Below are 19,202 nucleotides of genomic sequence, written 5' to 3' on the forward strand. Positions count from 1 at the left end.
GACCTCGCCCGGATCGCAGCCACCCTCAACAAGCGCCCACGCCCTACCCTCGACCTACAGACACCAGCCCAAGCGCTGGCCGAGCTGCTCGCCAACCCGGCAGCGGCATGAACCGTTGCCTAGACCGATTGACCCTGCCCCTTTGCAAAGGTCAGGAAGTGCAGGAGTTCGTCAGGAAGTCCCTTCAGCGACCCAGGGCACACCTGAGCTCCGCGCGGACGCGTGGTCCTCGCGCGGCTGGACCAGCGGAGCTCAGGTGTGCTGCGGGAACCCGAGGTTGAGGCCGCCGTGGCTCGGGTCGAGCCAGCGCTGGGTCACGGCCTTCTCGCGGGTGAAGAAGTCGACGCCGTGCGGGCCGTACGCCTTCGCGTCTCCGAAGAGCGAGGCCTTCCAACCGCCGAAGGAGTGGTAGGCGACGGGCACCGGGATCGGTACGTTGATCCCGACCATCCCGGCCTCGACCTCACGCTGGAAGCGGCGGGCCGCCCCGCCGTCGTTGGTGAAGATGGCGCTGCCGTTGCCGTAGGGCCCGGAGTTGATCAGCTCGATCCCCTCGGCATAGCCCGAGACACGCACCACTGACAGCACCGGACCGAAGATCTCGTCGGTGTAGGCGGTCGACGAGGTCGGCACCCGGTCGAGCAGGGTCGGGCCCATCCAGAACCCGTCGGCCTCGCCGTCGACCTCGTCACCACGGCCGTCGACGACCACGCTCGCGCCGTCGTTGGCCGCCACGTCGACGTACGACGCGACCTTGTCGCGGTGCTCCCGGGTGATCAGCGGGCCCATGTCGCAGCCACGCCGGCCGTCGCCGACCTTCAGGGTGGACATCCGCTCCCGGATCTTCTCGATCAGGGGATCGGCGACCGCGTCGACGGCCAGGACCACGCTCACCGCCATGCAGCGCTCCCCGGCAGAGCCGAAGCCGGCGTTGACGGCCGAGTCGGCCACCAGGTCGAGGTCGGCGTCGGGCAGGACGAGCATGTGGTTCTTGGCCCCACCGAGCGCCTGGACCCGCTTGCCGTGGGCCGTGCCGGTCTCGTAGACGTATTGCGCGATCGGCGTCGAGCCGACGAAGGAGATCGAGGCGATGTCGGGGTGCGTGAGGATCGCGTCGACGGCCTCCTTGTCACCGTGCACGACGTTGAAGACCCCCGGCGGCAGGCCGGCCTCGGTCATCAGCTCGGCCATCCAGTTGGCTGCCGAGGGGTCCTTCTCGCTGGGCTTGAGGATCACGCAGTTGCCGGTCGCGATCGCGATCGGGAAGAACCACATCGGCACCATGGCGGGGAAGTTGAAGGGGCTGATCACTCCCACCACTCCGAGCGGCTGCTTCACCGAGAAGACGTCGACGTCGGTCGAGACGTTCTCCGAGACCGAGCCCTTGAGCAGGTGCGGCAGCGCGCACGCGAACTCGACCACCTCGAGCCCGCGGGCGATCTCGCCGGCGGCGTCGGAGAGGACCTTGCCGTGCTCGGAGGTGAGGATCTCGGCGAGCTCGCCCTGGCGGGCCGCGAGCAGCTCTCGGAAGGAGAACATCACCGCCTGGCGCTTGGCGACGGACGCCTGGCCCCACGAGGAGAAGGCCTTCTTGGCGACGGCCACGGCCGACTCGACGTCAGCAGCGGAGGCGAGACGGACGTGTCGCTGGACGACTCCTCGGGCGGGGTCGAACACGTCGCCCAGCCGCTCGGAGCTCCCGGCGCTGGGACCGCCGTCGATCCAGTGGTCGAGGACGGGCAGGTCGGAAGAGGTGGTCATGAGAGCTCCTTGGTGAGCAGGGTGAGTACGTCGTCGTAGATGGCCAACGCGGTGGTGGCCTCGTCGTCGGTGACCACACACGGTGGCACCACGTGGATGCGGTTCTCGACCGCGAAGGGGATCAGGCCGCGCTCGAGCATGGCTGCCTTCGCGCGGCCGATGACGGCGGGGGCGACCGGTTCGCGGGTGTCGGGGTCGGCGACCAGCTCGAGCGCCCAGAAGACGCCCTCACCGCGGGCCTCCCCGACGATCGCGTGCTTGTCGGCGAGCTCAGCGAGTCCCGGGCCCAGCACGTCGCGACCGACGCGCGCGGCGTTGTCGACGATGCCTTCGTCCTCCATCGCGTCGATCGAGGCGATGATCGAGGCCATCGCCAAGGGGTGCCCGCTGTAGGTGAGTCCGCCGGGGAAGACGATGTCGTCGAAGTGGGCTGCGATCGGGTCGTTGATGACCACACCACCGACCGGGACGTAGCCGGAGTTCACGCCCTTGGCGAAGGTGATGAGGTCGGGGACGACGTCGTAGGCGTCGAAGGCGAACCAGTGGCCCGTACGCCCGAAGCCGGCCATCACCTCGTCGAGGATGAGCATGATCCCGTGCTTGTCGGCGATCGCACGGACACCTTCGAGGTAGCCCGGAGGCGGCATGAGCACCCCGGCGGTGCCGGGCACCGTCTCGAGCAGGATCGCGGCGACCGAGGCCGGCCCTTCGGCTTCGATGACCCTGGAGAGGTGGCGCAGGGCCCGCTCGCTCTCCTCCTCGGGGGTCGTGGCCCAGAACTCCGAGCGGTAGAGGAACGGACCGAACACGTGGACGTGCCCACGGGCGTATTCGTTGGGCACGCGCCGCCAGTCCCCTGTCGCCACCACCGCCGCCCCGGTGTTGCCGTGGTAGCTGCGATAGGTCGAGACGACCTTGTCGCGACCGGTGAACAGACGAGCCATCCGGATGGCGTTCTCGTTGGCGTCGGCGCCGCCGTTGGTGAAGAAGACCTTGTTCATGCCCTCGGGTGCGCGGTCCGCGATCCGCTTCGCGGCCTTGCCGCGGGCCATGTTGGCGGTCGGCGGGGAGATCGTCGTCAGCAGCTGGGCCTGCTGCTGGATCGCGGTCACGACCTTCCGGTGCTGGTGCCCGATGTTGACGTTGACGAGCTGGCTCGAGAAGTCCAGCCACTCGCGTCCGGCGTGGTCCCACACCCGGCAGCCCAGGCCCCCGGCCACCACCATCGGGGCCAGCGCCCCCTGCGCGGACCATGAGTGGAAGACGTGGGCTCGGTCGAGATCGACGACGTGTTGGTCGAGATCTCTGGTGCCTGCTGCCTGCGTGCTGGCCTGTGTCATTGCCTGTTTCTCCTGAGGGAACGTACGGGGGGACCGGGCGTGCCGACGGACGGGCTCGTGAGCACCGTCCGTCGGCTCGCACGGATCTGGTGGGGTCGGTCAGTTGCCGCCCTCGTTGAGGGTGACCTCGATCGGCGCGTAGTCCTCGCCGTCGACGTCCACGCCCTCCTCACGAAGCTCGTCCAGCGCCTGCTCGACGTAGTCGTTGGTGTACGCGGTCTCCGGGGGCTCCTCGCTGATGATGGTCGCGCCGGTCTCGTTCTCGGTGTTGAGCGCGATCTCGACCGTCTGGTCCCAGGCGGCCTCGTCGATGATGCCGACGCCGTTGGTGGACGGCCAGATCAGCTTGTTGATCTCGTTGGTCATCCACAGCTGGTGGCTGGTCCCGAGCTGGGAACCGGCGGCGGTGACCGCCGCCGCGCCGGCCTCGGGGTCGTCGCGGACGAAGGCCCACCCCTTGATGGAGGCCTTGATGAAGGCGGTCGTCTGCTCGGCGTACGCCTCGTCCTCGAGCTGCTCGGTGGAAGCCCAGATCGCGTCCTGGAGCATGGCGGTGCCGACGTCGTTCCAGTCGATGACGTTGAGGTCCTCGGGCTGGAAGAGCTCGCCCGTCTCCGGGTTGACGCTCTCCAGGACCTGGGCGTACTCGTTGTAGGTCATGGCCTGTGCGGCGTCGATGTCGCCGGCCAGGAAGGCGTTCATGTCGAAGGCCTGCTGCACGAGGTTGATGTCCTCGACGTCGACGCCCTCCTCCTGCATCCCGGCGAAGAGCTCCCACTCGTTGCCGAAGCCCCAGCTGCCGACGTTCTTGCCCGCCAGGTCGGCCGGCGACTCGATGCCCTTGTCCTTGAAGGAGATCTGGGTGGTCGCGCTGCGCTCGAAGATCTGGGCGACGTTGGTGATCCCGGCCCCCTGCTCGATCGAGCCGAGCACCTTCGGCACCCACGAGATCGCGTAGTCGACGTCGCCGGCTGCCAGCACGTCCTGCGGGACGATGTCCGGTCCGCCCTCGGCGATGGTGACGTCGAGTCCCTCGTCCTCGTAGAAGCCCTGCTCCACGGCGGCGTAGTAGCCGGCGAACTGCGCCTGCGCGACCCACTGCAGCTGGAGGGTCACCGGGGTGAGATCGTCGCCGGACCCCTCGCCGCCGCTGCCCGAGTCGCTGTCTCCGTCGCCGCCGCAAGCGCTCACGCTGAGCGCGAGCGACAGGGCGACGACGCCGACCTTGAGCACGGACAGCGTCCGCGCACGTGGTGTGACTCTCATGTCTTCTCCTCGGGGTGGGTGGTGATGGGACAGGTGCGGTCAGGTCTGGCGGATCAGGTGCGGGGCGCGTGCCGGGCGAACCACAGCTCGACGAGCAGGGTGACGACGTAGAAGGCCAGGCCCAGCACGATCGAGCCGGTGACGTAGGCCCAGGCCAATGGGTAGTTGCTGCTCGCGGCCGCCGAGGTGATCGCCTTCCCCAGGCCGCCGACCGGGCCGCCGAAGTACTCCGCGATCAGGGCGGAGATCACGGCGAGCGACGACGCGATCCGCAGGCCGGTGAAGACGTACGGCGTCGCGGTCGGCAGCGTCACGGTCCGGACCACCTGGGTCGGGGTTGCGGCGTACGCCGCCATCAGCTCGCGGTGCACTCCTGAGACCTGGCGCAGCCCGCGCAGGGTGTTGAGGTAGACCGGGATGGACACCGCCAGCGCGGCCACGACGATGCGCCCGGTGTCCACGGCAGCCCCGAACATCGTGTAGAGCACGGGAGCCAACGCCACGATGGGCACCACGGACAGCGCCGCGACGACGGGCACCGCCATCTGGTCGACCACCTTGACCATGCTCGACACCACAGCACCCAGCACGCCGACGAGGCCACCGAGCAGCATCCCCAGGAGGGCGTTGCGGCCGGTGACCACCATGCCGTCGACGATGTTGGACCGCGCTGCGGCCAGCTGGTCCCAGATGGCCGACGGCGCCGGCACGATGTAGGGATCGATACCGAGTCCGTCGACCGTCAGCTGCCAGCTGCCGAGGAAGGCGACCCCGACTGCCAGCGGGGCGAGGACGGCGCTGAGCCGGAGGTCGCTCAGCCGAAGGCCGTTCAGCCGCGGTGGGCGGGTCGGCGCCTGGGTCGAGACGGCTGCACTCATCTGTTCTCCACCGCTCGGGCCCCGACGACAGGCGCGCCGTGGAGGTGTTCGCGCACCGCCGCCACCGTGTGGAAGAACTCGGCCGCGTCGCGCACCTCGTCGGTGCGCTCGTGCGAGGTGCCCATCCCGTCGCCTGCCGAGACGATCTCGACGATGCGGCCGGGCCGCGGCGACATGACCACGACCCGGTCGGAGAGGAAGACCGCCTCGGGGATCGAGTGGGTGACGAACAGGACGGCGGCGCTGGTCTCGCGACAGATGCGCACCAGCTCGTTCTGCATCCGCTCGCGGGTGATCTCGTCCAGGGCACCGAAGGGCTCGTCCATCAGCAGGAGGCGCGGCCTCTCGGCCAGTGCTCGCGCGATCGCGACTCGCTGCTGCATGCCGCCGGAGAGCTGGTCGGGGTGGTGACGACCGAAGTCCTGCAGCCCGACGAGCTCCAGCAGCTCGGCTGACCGTGCGCGGCGCTCGCTGGCGCCGACGCCGTGCAACTTGAGGGGGAGCTCGATGTTGGAGGCCACGGTGCGCCACGGCAGCAGTCCGGCCTGCTGGAAGGCGATGCCGTAGTCCTGGTCGCGGCGCGCCTGCCGCGCGGACTTCCCGAAGACCGTGACGGAGCCTGAGGTCGGGGTGTCGAGGTCGGCCACGAGACGCAGCAGGGTGCTCTTGCCGCATCCGCTGGGCCCGATGAGCGAGACGAACTCCCCGGGCGCGACCGAGACGGTGACGTCCTTGAGGGCGACCACCTCGTCGCGACGCCGTCCGAAGACGCGGTCGACACCGACCACCTCGATGGCCTGCGCCTGGGACGTCGGGGCCTGGGCCGTCGGGTCCTGGCCCGTCGTCCCCCGGCTGGTGTCGCCCGTCGTCTGCTTGCTGGACGTCATCAGATGGTCTCCGTCAGGTGGAAGGGGCGCAGGGCGAGGGTCAGGAGCCCGACGGCACCAGCGGCGACGAGGCCGACGGCCACCGCTCCGAAGATCGGCGCCCAGGCCTTGGCCGGGTCACCGCCGGCCGACTGGGCGTATTCCACGACCATCCGGCCGATGCCGCCGCGCAGCCCGATCGAGACCTCGGCGACCACCGAACCGATCACGGCACTGGCCGCTGCCAGCCGGAGTGCCGGGAGGAGGAAGGGGACACTGGCGGGCAGCCGCAGGGTGATCAGCGTGCGCCACCAGCCGACGCCGTAGGTGTGCATGAGCTCGAGGTGCGTGCGGGCCGGCGACTTGAGTCCCCGCAGCCCGCCCACGGCCACCGGGAAGAACGCCAGGTAGGCGGCGATCAGCGCCACCGAGTGCTCGTTCTCCCAGGTGAAGGACCCGAACTCGATCTGAGCCCCCCAGCGGCGTACGAGCGGAGCGATCGCGATCAGCGGCACCGTCTGGCTCAGCACGATCCACGGGAGCATCCCTGACTCGGCGATCTTGAAGCGCGTCATCAGCAGCGCGAGCGCGATCCCGACCACCACGCCGACGAGCCATCCCCTGGCGGCGATCGACAGGGTGAAGGCGCTCGCCTCCAGCACGGCTTCCAGGGCTGTCGGTGCTCCGGCCAGACCCGTGGCCGGCTCGAAGAGGCGTTGCACCATCTCCCACGTGTGCGGCATCGCCAGGTCGGTCGCGCGGGGCAGGATCAGCGTGCGCTCGCCCACCAGCACCCCCTGCTCGGGGCCGAAGGCTTTGTAGAGGTCCCACAGTGCGGCGACGAGCACGACGCCGAGCGCGCCGAGCAGGCCGGCGCGGAGACGTCCCAGCACTCGGGTCACGCCTTCGCGACCACGTGGTCTCGCAGCTCCGGCATGATCGTCTCGCCGTACACCCGCATCGTCTCCTCCTTGTTGTCGTGCTGGAGGTAGCCCGCGAACTGGTGGACGCCGATCTCCTTGAGTGCCTTGAGCTTCTCGATGTGCTCCTCGGGGGTGCCGAGGATGCAGAACCGCTCGACGATCTCGTCGGGCACGAAGTCGGCGTGCGTGTTGCCGGCGCGGCCGTGCTCGTTGTAGTCGTAGCCCTCGCGACCCTTGATGTAGTCGGTGAGTGCTTGCGGTACGCCGCCACTGTCGCCGTATTTGGCGACGATGTCGGCGACGTGGTTGCCCACCATGCCGCCGAACCAGCGGCACTGCTCGAGCATGTGCGCGCGGGACTCGGGGGTGTCCTCCCCGACGTACATCGGTGCGGCCACGCAGAAGGTGATCGAGTCGGGATCGCGGCCGGCCTTCTCGGCGGCGTCGCGCACCGCTCCGATCATCCACGTGGCGATGTCGATGTCGGCGAGCTGCAGGATGAAGCCGTCGCCCGCCTCGCCGGCCGCCTTGAGTGCGAGAGGCCCGTAGGCCGCGATCCACACCTCCAGCTCGGAGCTGCGCGCCCAGGGGAACTGCAGGGTCGTGCCGTTGTGCTCGACCGGCCGGCAGTTGGCGAGCTCGCGGATGACATGGGTCGCCTCGCGGACCTCCTTGAGCGTGGTCGGCTTGCCGTTGAGCACGCGCACCGCGGAGTCGCCCCGCCCGATGCCGCACACGGTGCGGTTGCCGTACATCTCGTTGAGGGTCGCGAAGACGGAGGCGGTGACGGTCCAGTCGCGGGTCGCCGGGTTGGTGACCATCGGCCCCACCGTGATGCGGTTGGTCGCGCCGAGGATCGCCGAGTAGATGACGTAGGGCTCCTGCCAGAGCAGGTGGGAGTCGAAGGTCCAGACGTAGTCGAAGCCGTGCTCCTCGGCCTGCTTGGCCAGGCCGACGGTCCGCCACGCGGGCGGGTTGGTCTGCAGGACGACGCCAAAGTCCATCTGGAGCTCCTTCGTAGGACAGGTGTGGGCTTGGTTGTATTGAGGGACAGGCTCAGGTGAGGTATTGCGTGAGGCCGCGCTTGAGGAAGCGGCCGTGACCCGCGCGGCCGTGGAACTCGCCGCCTGCGACCAGGACCGACCCACGCGAGATCACGACGTCGACGTGTCCGTCGATCTCGTATCCCTCCCACGCCGAGTGATCCATGTTCATGTGGTGTGTCTTCTCCACGCCGATGCTGGTGTGCCCGGCAGGGTCGTAGACGACGATGTCGGCGTCCGCGCCCGGGGCGATGACCCCCTTGGTGCCGTACAGGCCGAACATCCGAGCCGGGGTGGTCGAGGTCAGCTCGACCCAGCGCTCGAGCGTGAGCTCGCCGGTGACCACACCCTGGTAGAGGAGGTCCATCCGGTGCTCGATCGAGCCGATGCCGTTGGGGATGGCCCGGAAGTCGCCCTTGCCGAGGTCCTTCTGGCCCTTCATGCAGAACGGGCAGTGGTCGGTCGAGACCATCTGCAGGTCATTGGTGCGCAGGCCCTGCCACATGGCGTCCTGGTGACCCTCCTCACGGGAGCGCAGCGGCGTCGAACAGACCCACTTGGCGCCCTCGAAGCCGTCCTTGCCACCGGCGCCGAGCTGCTCCTCCAGGGACAGGTAGAGGTACTGCGGGCAGGTCTCGCCGAAGACGTTCTTGCCGCGGTCACGCGCTGCCGCCAGCTGCGCGACGGCCTGCTTCGCGCTCACGTGGACGACGTAGAGCGGGGCGTCGGTCAGGTCGGCCAGCATGATCGCGCGGTGTGTGGCCTCCTCCTCCATCTGCCAGGCGCGGGCGATGCCATGGTAGTAGGGAGCAGTACGGCCCGATTCATAGAGCTGTTCGGCGAGTACGTCGATGGCCGGGCCGTTCTCGGCGTGCATCATCGTCATCAGGCCCAGCTCGGCGGCCTTCTGCATCGCCTTGAGGATCTGCGCGTCGTCGGAGTAGAAGACCCCCGGATAGGCCATGAACAGCTTGTAGCTGGAGATCCCCTCGTCGACGAGCGTCTCCATGGCTTTCAGCGACTGCTCGTCGACTCCTCCGATGATCTGGTGGAAGCCGTAGTCGACCGCGCAGTTGCCGCCGGCCTTGTCGTGCCAGGCCGCCAGTCCGGTCTCCACGGCCTCGCCGTACTTCTGCACCGCGAAGTCGATGATCGACGTCGTGCCACCCCACGCGGCTGCGATGGTGCCGGACTCGAAGGTGTCGCTGGCGTTGGTGCCGCCGAAGGGCAGCTCCATGTGGGTGTGGGCGTCGATACCTCCGGGGATGACGTATTTGCCGGTTGCGTCGATCACGGTGTCGACGCCAGCAGCGAGGTCGTGTCCCAACAACGTCGAGCCGGGTTGTAGCACGGCGACGATGCGCTCGCCATCGACCAGGACATCGGCGGCGGTGCGGCCGGTGGCGCTGACCACCGTGCCCCCCTTGATCAGCAAGGTGCTCATTTCCGGTCCTCCTTCAGGCGCGGGCGATGGCGGTGTAGGAGTCGGGGCGGCGGTCGCGGTAGAACTGCCAGTCGTCGCGCATCTGCTGCACCATGTCGAGGTCGAGGTCGCGGACCAGGATCTCCTCGTGCTCGCCCGAGCCGCGCTCGCCGACGAAGTTGCCGCGCGGGTCGATGACCTGGCTGGTGCCGTAGAAGTCGACTGCCAGCTCGCCGTATTCGTTGTCCTCGCGGCCGACCCGGTTGGGCTGCAGCACGAACATGCCGTTGGCGACCGCGGCGCACGGCCCCTCGACCTCCCAGAGGCGGTTGCTCAGACCCGGCTTCGTCGCGTTGGGGTTGAACACCATGTGCGCCCCGTTGAGGGCCAGCTCGCGCCACCCCTCGGGGAAGTGCCGGTCGTAGCAGATGTAGACACCGACCTTGCCGACGGCGGTGTCGAAGACGGGGTAGCCGCCGTTGCCGGGGCGGAAGTAGAACTTCTCCCAGAACCGGTCGAGGTGCGGGATGTGGTGCTTGCGATATTGCCCGAGGATCGTGCCGTCGGAGTCGACGACGACGGCGGTGTTGTAGTAGACCCCGGTCATGTCCTCCTCGTAGATGGGCAGGATCATCACCATCTCGAGCTCCTTCGCGAGCGCCGCGAAGCGCTGCACGATCGGGCCGTCGGACGGCTCGGCGTAGCGGTAGTACTTCTTGTCCTCGGTGATGCCGAAGTAGGGGCCGTAAAACAGCTCCTGGAAGCAGATGATCTGCGCGCCCTGCGCCTTGGCATCGCGGGCGAACTGCTCGTGCTTGTCCAGCATCGAGTCCTTGTCACCAGTCCAGGTGGTCTGGGTGATCGCTGCACGAACGGTCGACATCTTCGTCCTCCCGGGTGATGGCTACGCTGCCGTCTGGAACGTTATCCTCTTGGTTGAACATTTCCCATCCCTATCGCGTGGGTAAATTTCCTCCCCCCTCGACGGAGCGAACGGAGCAGTCGCCGTGACCCGCTCGCCCGACCTCGACGCGCTGACCGACCGGTCGCCGCAGGGCATCGCGGGCGCGTTCGGGCGCGCGATCCGGTCCGGGGAGCTCGGTCCCGGCGAACGCCTGCCGACCGTGCGCGAGGTGGCCGCCGAGCTCGGCGTCAGCCCGGCCACCGTCAGCGCCGCCTGGCAAGCACTGCGGCGTACGGGAGTGGTGGTCTCGCGGGGACGCGCCGGTACCTTCGTGCAGGAGACGCCCCGCCCCTGGCTGAGCCCGCGGCAGCGCGGCCTCGTCGGTGCCAGCCCTGGCGGGCTGCGGATGGACCTCTCCCGCGGCACCCCCGATCCCCTGCTGCTGCCGTCGCTCGGCCCGGCGTTCGGCCGGGTCTCCGCCCGCGCCGGCACCGGCGTCTACCAGGACGAGCCGGTGCTGCCGCAGCTGCGGTCGGTGCTCGAGGGCGCCTGGCCCTATCCCGCCGAGGTCATCACCGTGGTCGACGGGGCCACCGACGGCATTGCCCGAGTGCTCGAGCAGTGCGTCCACCTCGGCGACCGGGTCGCGCTCGAGTCCCCCGGCTACCCGCCCTTCTACGACCTGGTCGAGTCGCTCGGGGCCGAGATCGTGCCGGTCGAGGTCGACGACTGGGGGCTGCGACCCGAGTCGCTGCGCGCCGCCCTCGACGCACGCCCGGTCGCTGTGGTCCTGCAGCCACGTGCCCAGAACCCGACCGGCATCTCGATGTCCCCCGAGCGCGCACGCAAGCTCGCCGCGGTCCTCGCGCGGCGCCGCCACCAGCCGATGCCGTGGATCGTGGAGGACGATCACTCCGGCGCGATCAGCACCAGCCCCGACGTCTCTCTGGGCACCTACCTGCCCGAGCGCGTCGTGCACGTGCGCAGCTTCTCCAAGTCGCACGGACCCGACCTGCGGATCGCCGCGCTGGGCGGGCCAGCCGAGATGGTCGACCAGCTCGTGGCCCGGAGGATGCTCGGGCCCGGCTGGACATCTCGGATGGTGCAGACGATCCTCCACGACCTGCTGACCCAGGCGCGGTCGATGGACGAGGTCTCCGAGGCACGTCGTCAGTACTTCGGTCGTCAACGCGACCTGGTCGCGCGGCTCGCGGAGCAGGGGATGGACCTGAGCACGCCGGACGGCATCAACCTCTGGCTCCCGGTGGACGACGAACGCGCCGCCCTGCTCCACCTCGCCGCGGCCGGCATCCGAGTCGCCGCAGGAACACCGTTCTTCCCCAGCGCGACCAGCGCGCCCCACATCCGGATCACCTCCGGCCTCGTCGACCCCGAGCACGCGGCCGAGGTCGCCACCGCACTGGCTGCGGCTGCTGTCGCGATCAGGCAATGACAGGTGCCGTCCGGCACTACGATGAGCGCCGAATCTAGTTGGGCACTACGGGGGAGAACACATGAGCGCGCCGCAACGAGCACCTCTGCACCGTGGTCTTGTCGTACGCCTCAGCCTGGTCGCCCTCCTTGCGGCGCTGGTGCAGGTGCTCGCGGCCTCTCCTGCGTCGGCTGGCACGCCAACCGGAGACGTGAACGACGTCGTCAGTCGCGAGCCTGGCCGCGTGCACATCCGAGGCTGGGCCCTCGATCCCGCAGATCAGGGCATCTCGGTCGACATCCATGTCTACTTCAATTCACCTGGGGCCGAACACGGGGTGAACCTCGGCCCGGCGAACGCCTATCGGCCGGACGTTCCCGTCAACTCGGGCTACTCGGGGAACTACCACGGATTCGACGCAGTCATCGACGTTCCGCTCTCCGGCGACCTCGAATGGCGGGTCTACGCGATCGACCCGCACGGCGGACCGAATCCCCTGATCGAGGCTGGTCGGGTCACCATCGCGGACCCCTCGCCTCGAGGCGCCTTCGAGGGCGTCAGCTCACCCGGCCACCGCCAGGTCGCGGTGTGGGGCTGGGCGGGCGATCCGAGCAACCCGCAGGCCACGCTGGACCTCGAGGTCTACATCGGCGGGCCCGCCGGCACTGCCGGCGCCGAGCGGCACCTGATCAACACCTCGGTCGAGCGGCAGGACGTCACCGCTGCGCACGGGTTCTCTCCGCGCCCCGGCTTCGTGAGGACGCTGACGACCGCCAAGACCGGGCGACAAGTCGTCCACATCTACGCCGTCAACCATCCTGGGTCACCGGGCACGAACAGCCATATCGGCTCCAGGACGATCGACGTCTTCGTCGACACCACGCCACCGGAGACGGCGATCACCTCGGTGCCGAGATATGCGACGACGAACGACGCGATCCGCGTGGAGTTCATCGCCTCCGAGTCCAACGCGACCTTCCAGTGCAGGTGGGACGAAGCGCCGTGGGCCGCCTGCGCGGGCAGCACCACCGTCTCGCTCGCCCCGGGCAACCACATGATCTCGGTGCGAGCGAGCGACGTGTACGGCAACGTCGATGCCAGCCCCGCAACCGCTGTCGTCACCGTCACCGCCGCGCCTCCCCCGCCTCCACCGCCCCCGAGCGCACCGGCCGGGCCCACCGTCGAGGCACGCGCGGTGAAGAAGAAGTCGAGGCTCCGCATCGACATCGGCCCCGACTCGGGCAAGGACAACTACCGCGTGGTGATCCAGCGCAAGGTCGGCACGAAGTGGCGCAAGGTCGACCGCGTCCGCACCCGCGGCGACCGCGACGTCGTGGTGGTTGACCTTCGCCGCGGGACGTACCGCGCGGTGTTGCCGTCGAGCTCCTCAGGAGCCACGGTCCGCAGCAGCACCGTCCGCCTCAAGCGCTGAGCTTCCCCTGCCCTGGGGTCATCATTCGCCCAGGCGTCTGCTCGCCATTCGCGCCGCCATCGGCCGCTGCCATTTACGCAGGTTTACGCATTGCACGTTCCTGCACGGCCATCTCCATAGACCGATGCCTCTCCAGTTGCCATTTTGTGCAGTGCGCCTGTGACTCCGCGGGTGCCATCCAGTGGCCGCAATCCGGCCACGACCCGAGAGGAATCCCCGTGAAACGCTCAAAGACGAGCACTCCACAGCTGGCAGGTCTGGCCGTCCTGGCCTTGACCGCCGCAGCGTTGGCGGTGCCGATGACCTCGGCGGTGCCGGCCTCTGCCCAGGACGAGCCGAGCTCGCTGGCCGCAGCCAACGACAAGGTCGCACGATGGATCGCCAAGCACGAGGGCAAGGTCAAGCTGGCCGAGCAGGACAAGCTGGTCCGTGCCGCCACCCTCCAGGGTGGCAACGGCACGGTGGCGGTTGCCTACGAGCGCCTCCACCAGGGCCTGCCCGTCATCGGCGGTGACTTCGTCGTGGTGACCGGCGCCACCGGTGCGGTCCTCAACACCGAGGTCGCCCAGACTGCCCCCGTCGACGTTGCCTCCATCACCCCGACCCTGACCCAGGACCGCGCGGTCGAGATCTCTCGCGAACAGGTCGACTCGGTCTCGGGCGTCGAGGCCACCACCCTGGTCATCTGGCAGGACGGCGCCACCAGCCGCCTCGCCTACGAGACGACCGTCTCGGGTGTCGACGGCGGCGAGGCCTCGCGCCAGTCGGTGTACGTCGACGCGCAGGACGGCGCCGTGCTCGGGACCAAGGAGCACGTGGTCCACGGCAGCGGCACTGCGGCGTACAGCGGCCCCAACCCGCTGCCCATCGCCACGACCCTCACCAGCGGCACCTACCGGATGACCGACCCGACCGCCCCCAGCCTGACCTGCCAGGACCAGGCCACCAACGTCACGTTCAGCGGCAGCGACGACCTGTGGGGCAACGGCAACGCCACCAACAAGGAGACCGGCTGCGTCGACGGCCTCTACGCCGCCCAGCAGATGAAGGGGATGATGTCGTCGTGGCTCGGCCGCAACGGCATGGACGGCAACGGCGGCTGGGTCCCGATGCGCGTGGGGCTCAACGACCAGAACGCCTTCTACGACGGCACGCAGACGCAGTACGGCAAGAACACCGTCGGTCAGTGGATCACCTCGATCGACGTGGTGGCCCACGAGTACGGCCACGGCGTCGACGACAAGACCCCCGGCGGGATCTCCGGCGGCGGCACCCAGGAGTTCATCGGGGACGCGCTCGCCACGGCAACGGAGTACTACGACAACCAGGACCCGGCGTTCGACGGCCCCGACCACACCATCGGTGAGGAGATCAACCTCGTCGGCCAGGGTCCCATCCGTGACGGTTCCAACCCGGCCAACGCGGGCGACCCGTCGTGCTGGACCACCTCGATCCCGACGATGGGTGTCCACGCGGCCGCCGGCCCCGGCGACCACTGGTTCTACCTGTTGTCGCGCGGCGGTGTCTCCAAGTGCGACGGCACGTCGGTGACCGGCATGGGCGAGCAGGCAGCCATCAAGGTCCTCTACAACGCCATGTTGATGAAGACCAGCACCTCGAGCTACCTGAAGTACCGCACCTGGACCCTGCAGGCCGCGAAGAACCTGGACAGCACCTGTGCCCAGTTCAACAAGGTCAAGACTGCCTGGGACGCGGTCAACGTGCCGGCGCAGACCGCTGACCCGACCTGTGGCACCACCCCGCCCCCGCCCCCGCCGCCCGGCGGGAACCTCCTGGCCAACCCGGGCTTCGAGTCTGGCGTTGCCTCGTGGACCGGGACATCCGGCGTGATCACCTCCAGCACCGGCCGCCCGGCGCGGACCGGATCGTGGAAGGCGTGGCTCGGCGGCAACGGAGTGACGTCGACCGAGAACCTCAGCCAGACCGTCACCATCCCGGCGACGGCCACCGCGGCCAACCTGTCCTACTGGATCCGCACCGACACCGCCGAGACCGGCTCCACCGTCTACGACACGATGCGAGTCCAGATCGTCGTCGGCGGAGTCACCACGACGCTGCGCACCTTCAGCAACGTCGGCACCAACTCGACGTACACGCAGTTCAGCCACAGCCTGCTCGCCCACAAGGGCAAAGCCGTGACCGTGAAGCTGCTCATGAACGAGGACTCCTCGCTCCAGACGAGCTTCGTCGTCGACGACACCGCGGTCAGCGTCAGCTGATCTCTCTTCCTCTGTGCCCCGGTGCGGCCCCCCGCCGCACCGGGGCACAGCCCCGCCTTGATCTGATCCCCGCCCTTCCACAAGACCCGGAGAACCCCATGCGCACGTCCACCCCTGCCCGGTTCCGTTCGACGCTGATCGGCGCCGCCGCGGCCACCGCCCTTGCAGCCTCGGCCCTCACCGGCGTGACCACCGCTCCTGCGGTGGCCGCTCCCTCGCCCGACCTCTCGGTGTCCAACGCCACCGCACACCTGCAGCAGTTCCAGAACATCGCAACCGCCAACGGCGGCAACCGCGCCACCGGCCGGCCGGGCTACAAGGCCTCCCTGGACTGGGTGAAGTCCAAGCTCGACGCCGTTGGCTACGCCACCCAGGTGCAGTCCTTCTCCACCTCCTCGGGGACGTCGTACAACCTCATCGCGGACTGGCCGGGCGGCAGCGCCGAGAATGTGGTGATGGTCGGTGCCCACCTCGACAGCGTCGCGAGCGGCCCCGGCATCAACGACAACGGGACCGGCTCGGCCAGCATCCTTGAAGCAGCGCTGGCTTGGGCAGCAAGCGGCAACGTCCCCCGCAACCACCTGCGCTTCGCGTGGTGGGGGGCTGAGGAGCAGGGCCTGCTCGGCTCGAACCACTACATGCGGACCCTGCCGACGGCCGACAAGGACCGGATCAGGCTCTATCAGAACTACGACATGACCGGCTCGATCAACCCCGCCTACTTCGTCTACAACGACAACGCCGCCGGCAACTTCGCCCGGGACAGCCTGACCGCCTACTACGACTCCAAGGGCATCCCGTGGGAGTACACCGACCCCCAGGGTCGTTCTGACCACGCGTCGTTCCGCAGTTACGGCCTGCCCACCACCGGCATCTTCTCGGGCGCCGAGGGGATCAAGACCACGGCCCAGGCCCAGAAGTGGGGCGGGACGGCTGGCCGCGCCTACGACCCGTGCTACCACAGCTCCTGCGACACGATGACGAACCTCAGCAGCACCGCCTTCGACCGCAACCTCGACGCGATCGGTCACATGATCTGGCTCTATGCCGACAAGACCTTCAGCACCCTGCCCGGGGGCAACATCCTCGCCAACCCGGGCTTCGAGTCCGGCGCAACGTCCTGGACCGGCACGACCGGAGCCATCACGTCCTCCTCGTCGAAGCCTGCACGCACCGGCACGTGGAAGGCGTGGCTCGGCGGCAACGGGGCGACCTCGACTGAGAACCTCACGCAGACCGTCACCATCCCGGCGACCGCCACCGCGGCCAACCTCACCTACTGGATCCGCACCGACACCGCCGAGACCGGATCCACGGTCTACGACACGATGAAGGTCCAGATCGTCGTCGGCGGCGTCACCTCGACGCTGCGCACCTTCAGCAACGTCGGCACCAACTCGACGTACACGCAGTTCACCCACAGCCTGCTCGCCCACAAGGGCAAGGCCGTGACAGTGAAGCTGCTCATGAACGAGGACTCGACACTCCAGACGAGCTTCGTCGTCGACGACACCGCCGTCAGCGTCAGCTGATGATGTAGACACGAGTCAGCGTGAGCTGACTCGTAGACACGCGGACTTTGCTCGCTGCTGCCCCACGCCCGCCGGCGTGGGGCAGTGGCGATTCCTGACCAATGTCCGCGCGTCTACGCCAGGCCCGCGCCTCACCTCTTGTCGAGCGCGCGGAGGTACCTCCCGATCATGGCGCTCTGGACCATCCGCGAGACCGGCCCACCCAACTTCGCCAGTCGCGACGCAGGTCGCGAGAAGGCCGAGATCGTGAGCTCAAGGCGGCCGTCGCCGAGGCGGCGGAGGGCGAACCGTTCCTCGCCCACCACCGGGTGCCCGGGCAGGGTCCCGTAGGCGAATCCCTTCAGGTCCGGTTCGTCGATGACGTAGACGACCCGGCACGGGATGCGCAGCGACAACCGGCCGGGCCCGAGGCGCAGCACCGCCAGCGAGGCGGCCTCCAGCGGGAGGGGTGAGGCCCACACGTGCATCCCGGAGCGCGCCTGCACCTGCCAAGACAGGAGGTCGCCGGCCGCGCCCTCGAAGTCCCGCCTCTCCAGGATGGCCGAGCGCTCGACCCAGGTGAACCCGGCGACGGCGCCGGCGGCCGTGGCGCCGACGTCTTCATAGGTGTACGGCGCTGCCCGCAGCTCGGCTGCCTGGTGTGCGTCCAGCCGGTGAACGTCCATGCCTGCAACCTTGCCGCACGGGGCAAGGTCACTGACGGCCGTCCTCCAAAGCGCGCTTGAGCCACTCGTTGCGCACCTCGACCAGGCGTCGCAGGTAGCGAGCCAGGAACAGCCGATCGACCAGGTGGCCGACCGGCTCCGCCGGCGAGGCAAACGTGATGTCGCGACTGACATCCGGAACGGCACACCGAAGTGAACCGCCCGCCACGTGACGGACTCCCCGAGCTCGAGCAATCCAACGGTTCGTCCCGCGACGACCCGTTCGCGCGACGCTCCCATCGACCGGGTGTGCGCATCGACCGCCAACGACAGGTCGAAGCACTCCTGCAGTGTGGCCGCGATGGAGGTCTCGAGATGCAGGTGCGGCACGGGGCGGCGCACCCTAGACCGCGTCGGCCTCTCATAGGTTGGGCTCATGGGCCTGACCTCTTCTCCGCACGACGACTCGACGGTTCTCGTCGCTGAGATGCGGATCGCTCCGCTGACGCGGGAGCACGCACTCGACATCTGCACGTGGCACTACGACGCGCCGTACGAGTGCTACGACATGACCGGCTCAGACCCTGACTGGCTGATGGAACCGGAGTCCGGATTCCACGCCGTGCTGGCCGGGGACGAGCTGATCGGCTTCCGTTCGTTCGGCCCCGACGGGCAGGTGCCGGGATGGACGTATGACGACACGGCACTCGACACCGGCGGAGGGCTGCGGCCCGGACTGGTCGGACGGGGTCTCGGCCGGCGAGCCATCTCGACGGGTCTGGCGTTCGGCCGAGCACAGTTCGTGCCTGCGGCGTTCCGCGTGACGGTGGCCACGTTCAACCTCCGTGCCCTTCGTACCGTGGAATCTCTTGGCTTCCGCCGCATCGGGCAGTTCCGCGCAACGACCGACGGGAGCAGCTTCGAGGTGCTCGTTCGCCCGGAGGAGTGACTGCGGCGCACGTATCGCTGCATGGTGCGGGCTCGTACGGGGAACCGGCGTCATCGCGGCGACGAAGGCGCACTTCCTATGCTGGGGACGTGGCGGACGACATCGAGGGCGAAGGGTGGCGGCTCGTTCTCCCCGTGGCCGGCGTGCGCCTACGGGCCTAGATCGATGCGCTGATCCCAGATGCGGACTGGTTCTGGCGTTCGCTGCAGCGCGAGTGCGGTCACGAGTGCTGCGGGGTTTACGGCGTATGACTTCTCAGCAGAGCCAGTCGCCTGAGCCTGTGGCTGGGGAACGATCGATCCTGGTGGCCTCATCGGCCGCGACACCACCCCCGGTGACGTGCCGACCCTCGTGGCCGAGCTTTGCCCGGCGGCCCATGCGATCCGAGAGCTCGACTGCCCACGAGCAACGCACTCCGATCACCTTCGCGCACTGGCACGCTGTGAGTGTTGGGAGCGGTTGACCTGAGGTCGACCGGCAGGGTGAGATCGCTGGCCTGCTGCCGTGCTCGTGACTCCTGGCACGCTTGACCCCACTGCGTGGGTGTCTTCGCGGAGACCTGTCCGGTC

The 19,202-nt window shown here is 68.8% G+C and carries 16 protein-coding genes; 5 read left to right on the plus strand and 11 right to left on the minus strand.

Features of this window, described 5'->3' with window-relative positions; genetic code table 11:
- Nucleotides 1-252: 252 nt before the first annotated feature.
- The 9 genes from VNJ48_RS22175 to VNJ48_RS22215 all read right to left on the minus strand — a co-directional run bounded on the left by VNJ48_RS22175 (nucleotide 253) and on the right by VNJ48_RS22215 (nucleotide 10,383).
- The gene (locus tag VNJ48_RS22175) at nucleotides 253-1,761 is read right to left on the minus strand and encodes a CoA-acylating methylmalonate-semialdehyde dehydrogenase (protein ID WP_325605969.1); all 1,509 of its coding nucleotides are present in this window, start codon (nucleotides 1,759-1,761) and stop codon (nucleotides 253-255) included.
- A complete protein-coding gene (locus VNJ48_RS22180; protein ID WP_325605970.1) occupies nucleotides 1,758-3,101 on the minus strand; it encodes an aspartate aminotransferase family protein in 1,344 nt (447 codons plus the stop codon). The genes VNJ48_RS22175 and VNJ48_RS22180 overlap by 4 nt, the downstream gene beginning before the upstream one ends.
- A gap of 99 nt (nucleotides 3,102-3,200) precedes the next feature.
- Nucleotides 3,201-4,367, minus strand: coding sequence for an ABC transporter substrate-binding protein (locus VNJ48_RS22185; protein WP_325605971.1), 1,167 nt, complete (start codon nucleotides 4,365-4,367; stop codon nucleotides 3,201-3,203).
- A gap of 53 nt (nucleotides 4,368-4,420) precedes the next feature.
- Nucleotides 4,421-5,245: an ABC transporter permease gene (locus tag VNJ48_RS22190; RefSeq protein ID WP_325605972.1), complete on the minus strand. Its 825-nt coding sequence runs from the start codon at nucleotides 5,243-5,245 to the stop codon at nucleotides 4,421-4,423.
- Nucleotides 5,242-6,132 (minus strand): ABC transporter ATP-binding protein, encoded by an 891-nt coding sequence (locus VNJ48_RS22195; RefSeq protein ID WP_325605973.1) that lies wholly within the window; start codon nucleotides 6,130-6,132, stop codon nucleotides 5,242-5,244. Before VNJ48_RS22195 ends, VNJ48_RS22190 begins: the two co-directional genes overlap by 4 nt.
- Nucleotides 6,132-7,013, minus strand: coding sequence for an ABC transporter permease (locus tag VNJ48_RS22200; RefSeq protein ID WP_325605974.1), 882 nt, complete (start codon nucleotides 7,011-7,013; stop codon nucleotides 6,132-6,134). Before VNJ48_RS22200 ends, VNJ48_RS22195 begins: the two co-directional genes overlap by 1 nt.
- Nucleotides 7,010-8,038 carry a TIGR03842 family LLM class F420-dependent oxidoreductase gene (locus VNJ48_RS22205; RefSeq protein ID WP_325605975.1) on the minus strand — a complete coding sequence of 343 codons (1,029 nt, stop codon included), beginning with the start codon at nucleotides 8,036-8,038 and terminating at the stop codon, nucleotides 7,010-7,012. Before VNJ48_RS22205 ends, VNJ48_RS22200 begins: the two co-directional genes overlap by 4 nt.
- 52 nt (nucleotides 8,039-8,090) lie before the next feature.
- Complete coding sequence (gene hydA / locus VNJ48_RS22210; RefSeq protein ID WP_325605976.1) at nucleotides 8,091-9,521, minus strand: dihydropyrimidinase; 1,431 nt, start codon at nucleotides 9,519-9,521, stop codon at nucleotides 8,091-8,093.
- A gap of 13 nt (nucleotides 9,522-9,534) precedes the next feature.
- Nucleotides 9,535-10,383 (minus strand): nitrilase-related carbon-nitrogen hydrolase, encoded by an 849-nt coding sequence (locus VNJ48_RS22215; RefSeq protein ID WP_325605977.1) that lies wholly within the window; start codon nucleotides 10,381-10,383, stop codon nucleotides 9,535-9,537.
- A 124-nt stretch (nucleotides 10,384-10,507) separates the two neighbouring features.
- Here VNJ48_RS22215 and VNJ48_RS22220 point away from each other — a divergent pair, with 124 nt between their 5' ends.
- From VNJ48_RS22220 to VNJ48_RS22235, 4 genes are all read left to right on the plus strand, one after another.
- Nucleotides 10,508-11,857, plus strand: coding sequence for a PLP-dependent aminotransferase family protein (locus VNJ48_RS22220; RefSeq protein WP_325605978.1), 1,350 nt, complete (start codon nucleotides 10,508-10,510; stop codon nucleotides 11,855-11,857).
- 61 nt (nucleotides 11,858-11,918) lie between these two features.
- On the plus strand, nucleotides 11,919-13,268 hold the full coding sequence (locus tag VNJ48_RS22225; protein ID WP_325605979.1) for a hypothetical protein: 1,350 nt from the start codon (nucleotides 11,919-11,921) through the stop codon (nucleotides 13,266-13,268).
- A 218-nt stretch (nucleotides 13,269-13,486) separates the two neighbouring features.
- Entirely contained in the window at nucleotides 13,487-15,508 is a 2,022-nt protein-coding gene (locus VNJ48_RS22230; protein WP_325605980.1) for a M4 family metallopeptidase, read from the plus strand.
- A 98-nt stretch (nucleotides 15,509-15,606) separates the two neighbouring features.
- A complete protein-coding gene (locus VNJ48_RS22235) occupies nucleotides 15,607-17,040 on the plus strand; it encodes a M28 family metallopeptidase (RefSeq protein ID WP_325605981.1) in 1,434 nt (477 codons plus the stop codon).
- 131 nt (nucleotides 17,041-17,171) lie between these two features.
- Here VNJ48_RS22235 and VNJ48_RS22240 read toward each other — a convergent pair whose 3' ends face one another.
- Entirely contained in the window at nucleotides 17,172-17,705 is a 534-nt protein-coding gene (locus VNJ48_RS22240) for a DUF1990 domain-containing protein (protein ID WP_325605982.1), read from the minus strand.
- A 28-nt stretch (nucleotides 17,706-17,733) separates the two neighbouring features.
- Complete coding sequence (locus tag VNJ48_RS22245) at nucleotides 17,734-17,913, minus strand: hypothetical protein (protein ID WP_325605983.1); 180 nt, start codon at nucleotides 17,911-17,913, stop codon at nucleotides 17,734-17,736.
- Between the two features lie 207 nt (nucleotides 17,914-18,120).
- Between VNJ48_RS22245 and VNJ48_RS22250 the strand changes: the two genes are divergently transcribed.
- Entirely contained in the window at nucleotides 18,121-18,633 is a 513-nt protein-coding gene (locus tag VNJ48_RS22250) for a GNAT family N-acetyltransferase (protein ID WP_325605984.1), read from the plus strand.
- The last annotated feature ends 569 nt before the right edge of the window (nucleotides 18,634-19,202 follow it).

It is taken from the genome of Nocardioides sp., from assembly GCF_035576065.1.
In the GTDB taxonomy this organism is placed as follows: domain Bacteria; phylum Actinomycetota; class Actinomycetes; order Propionibacteriales; family Nocardioidaceae; genus Nocardioides.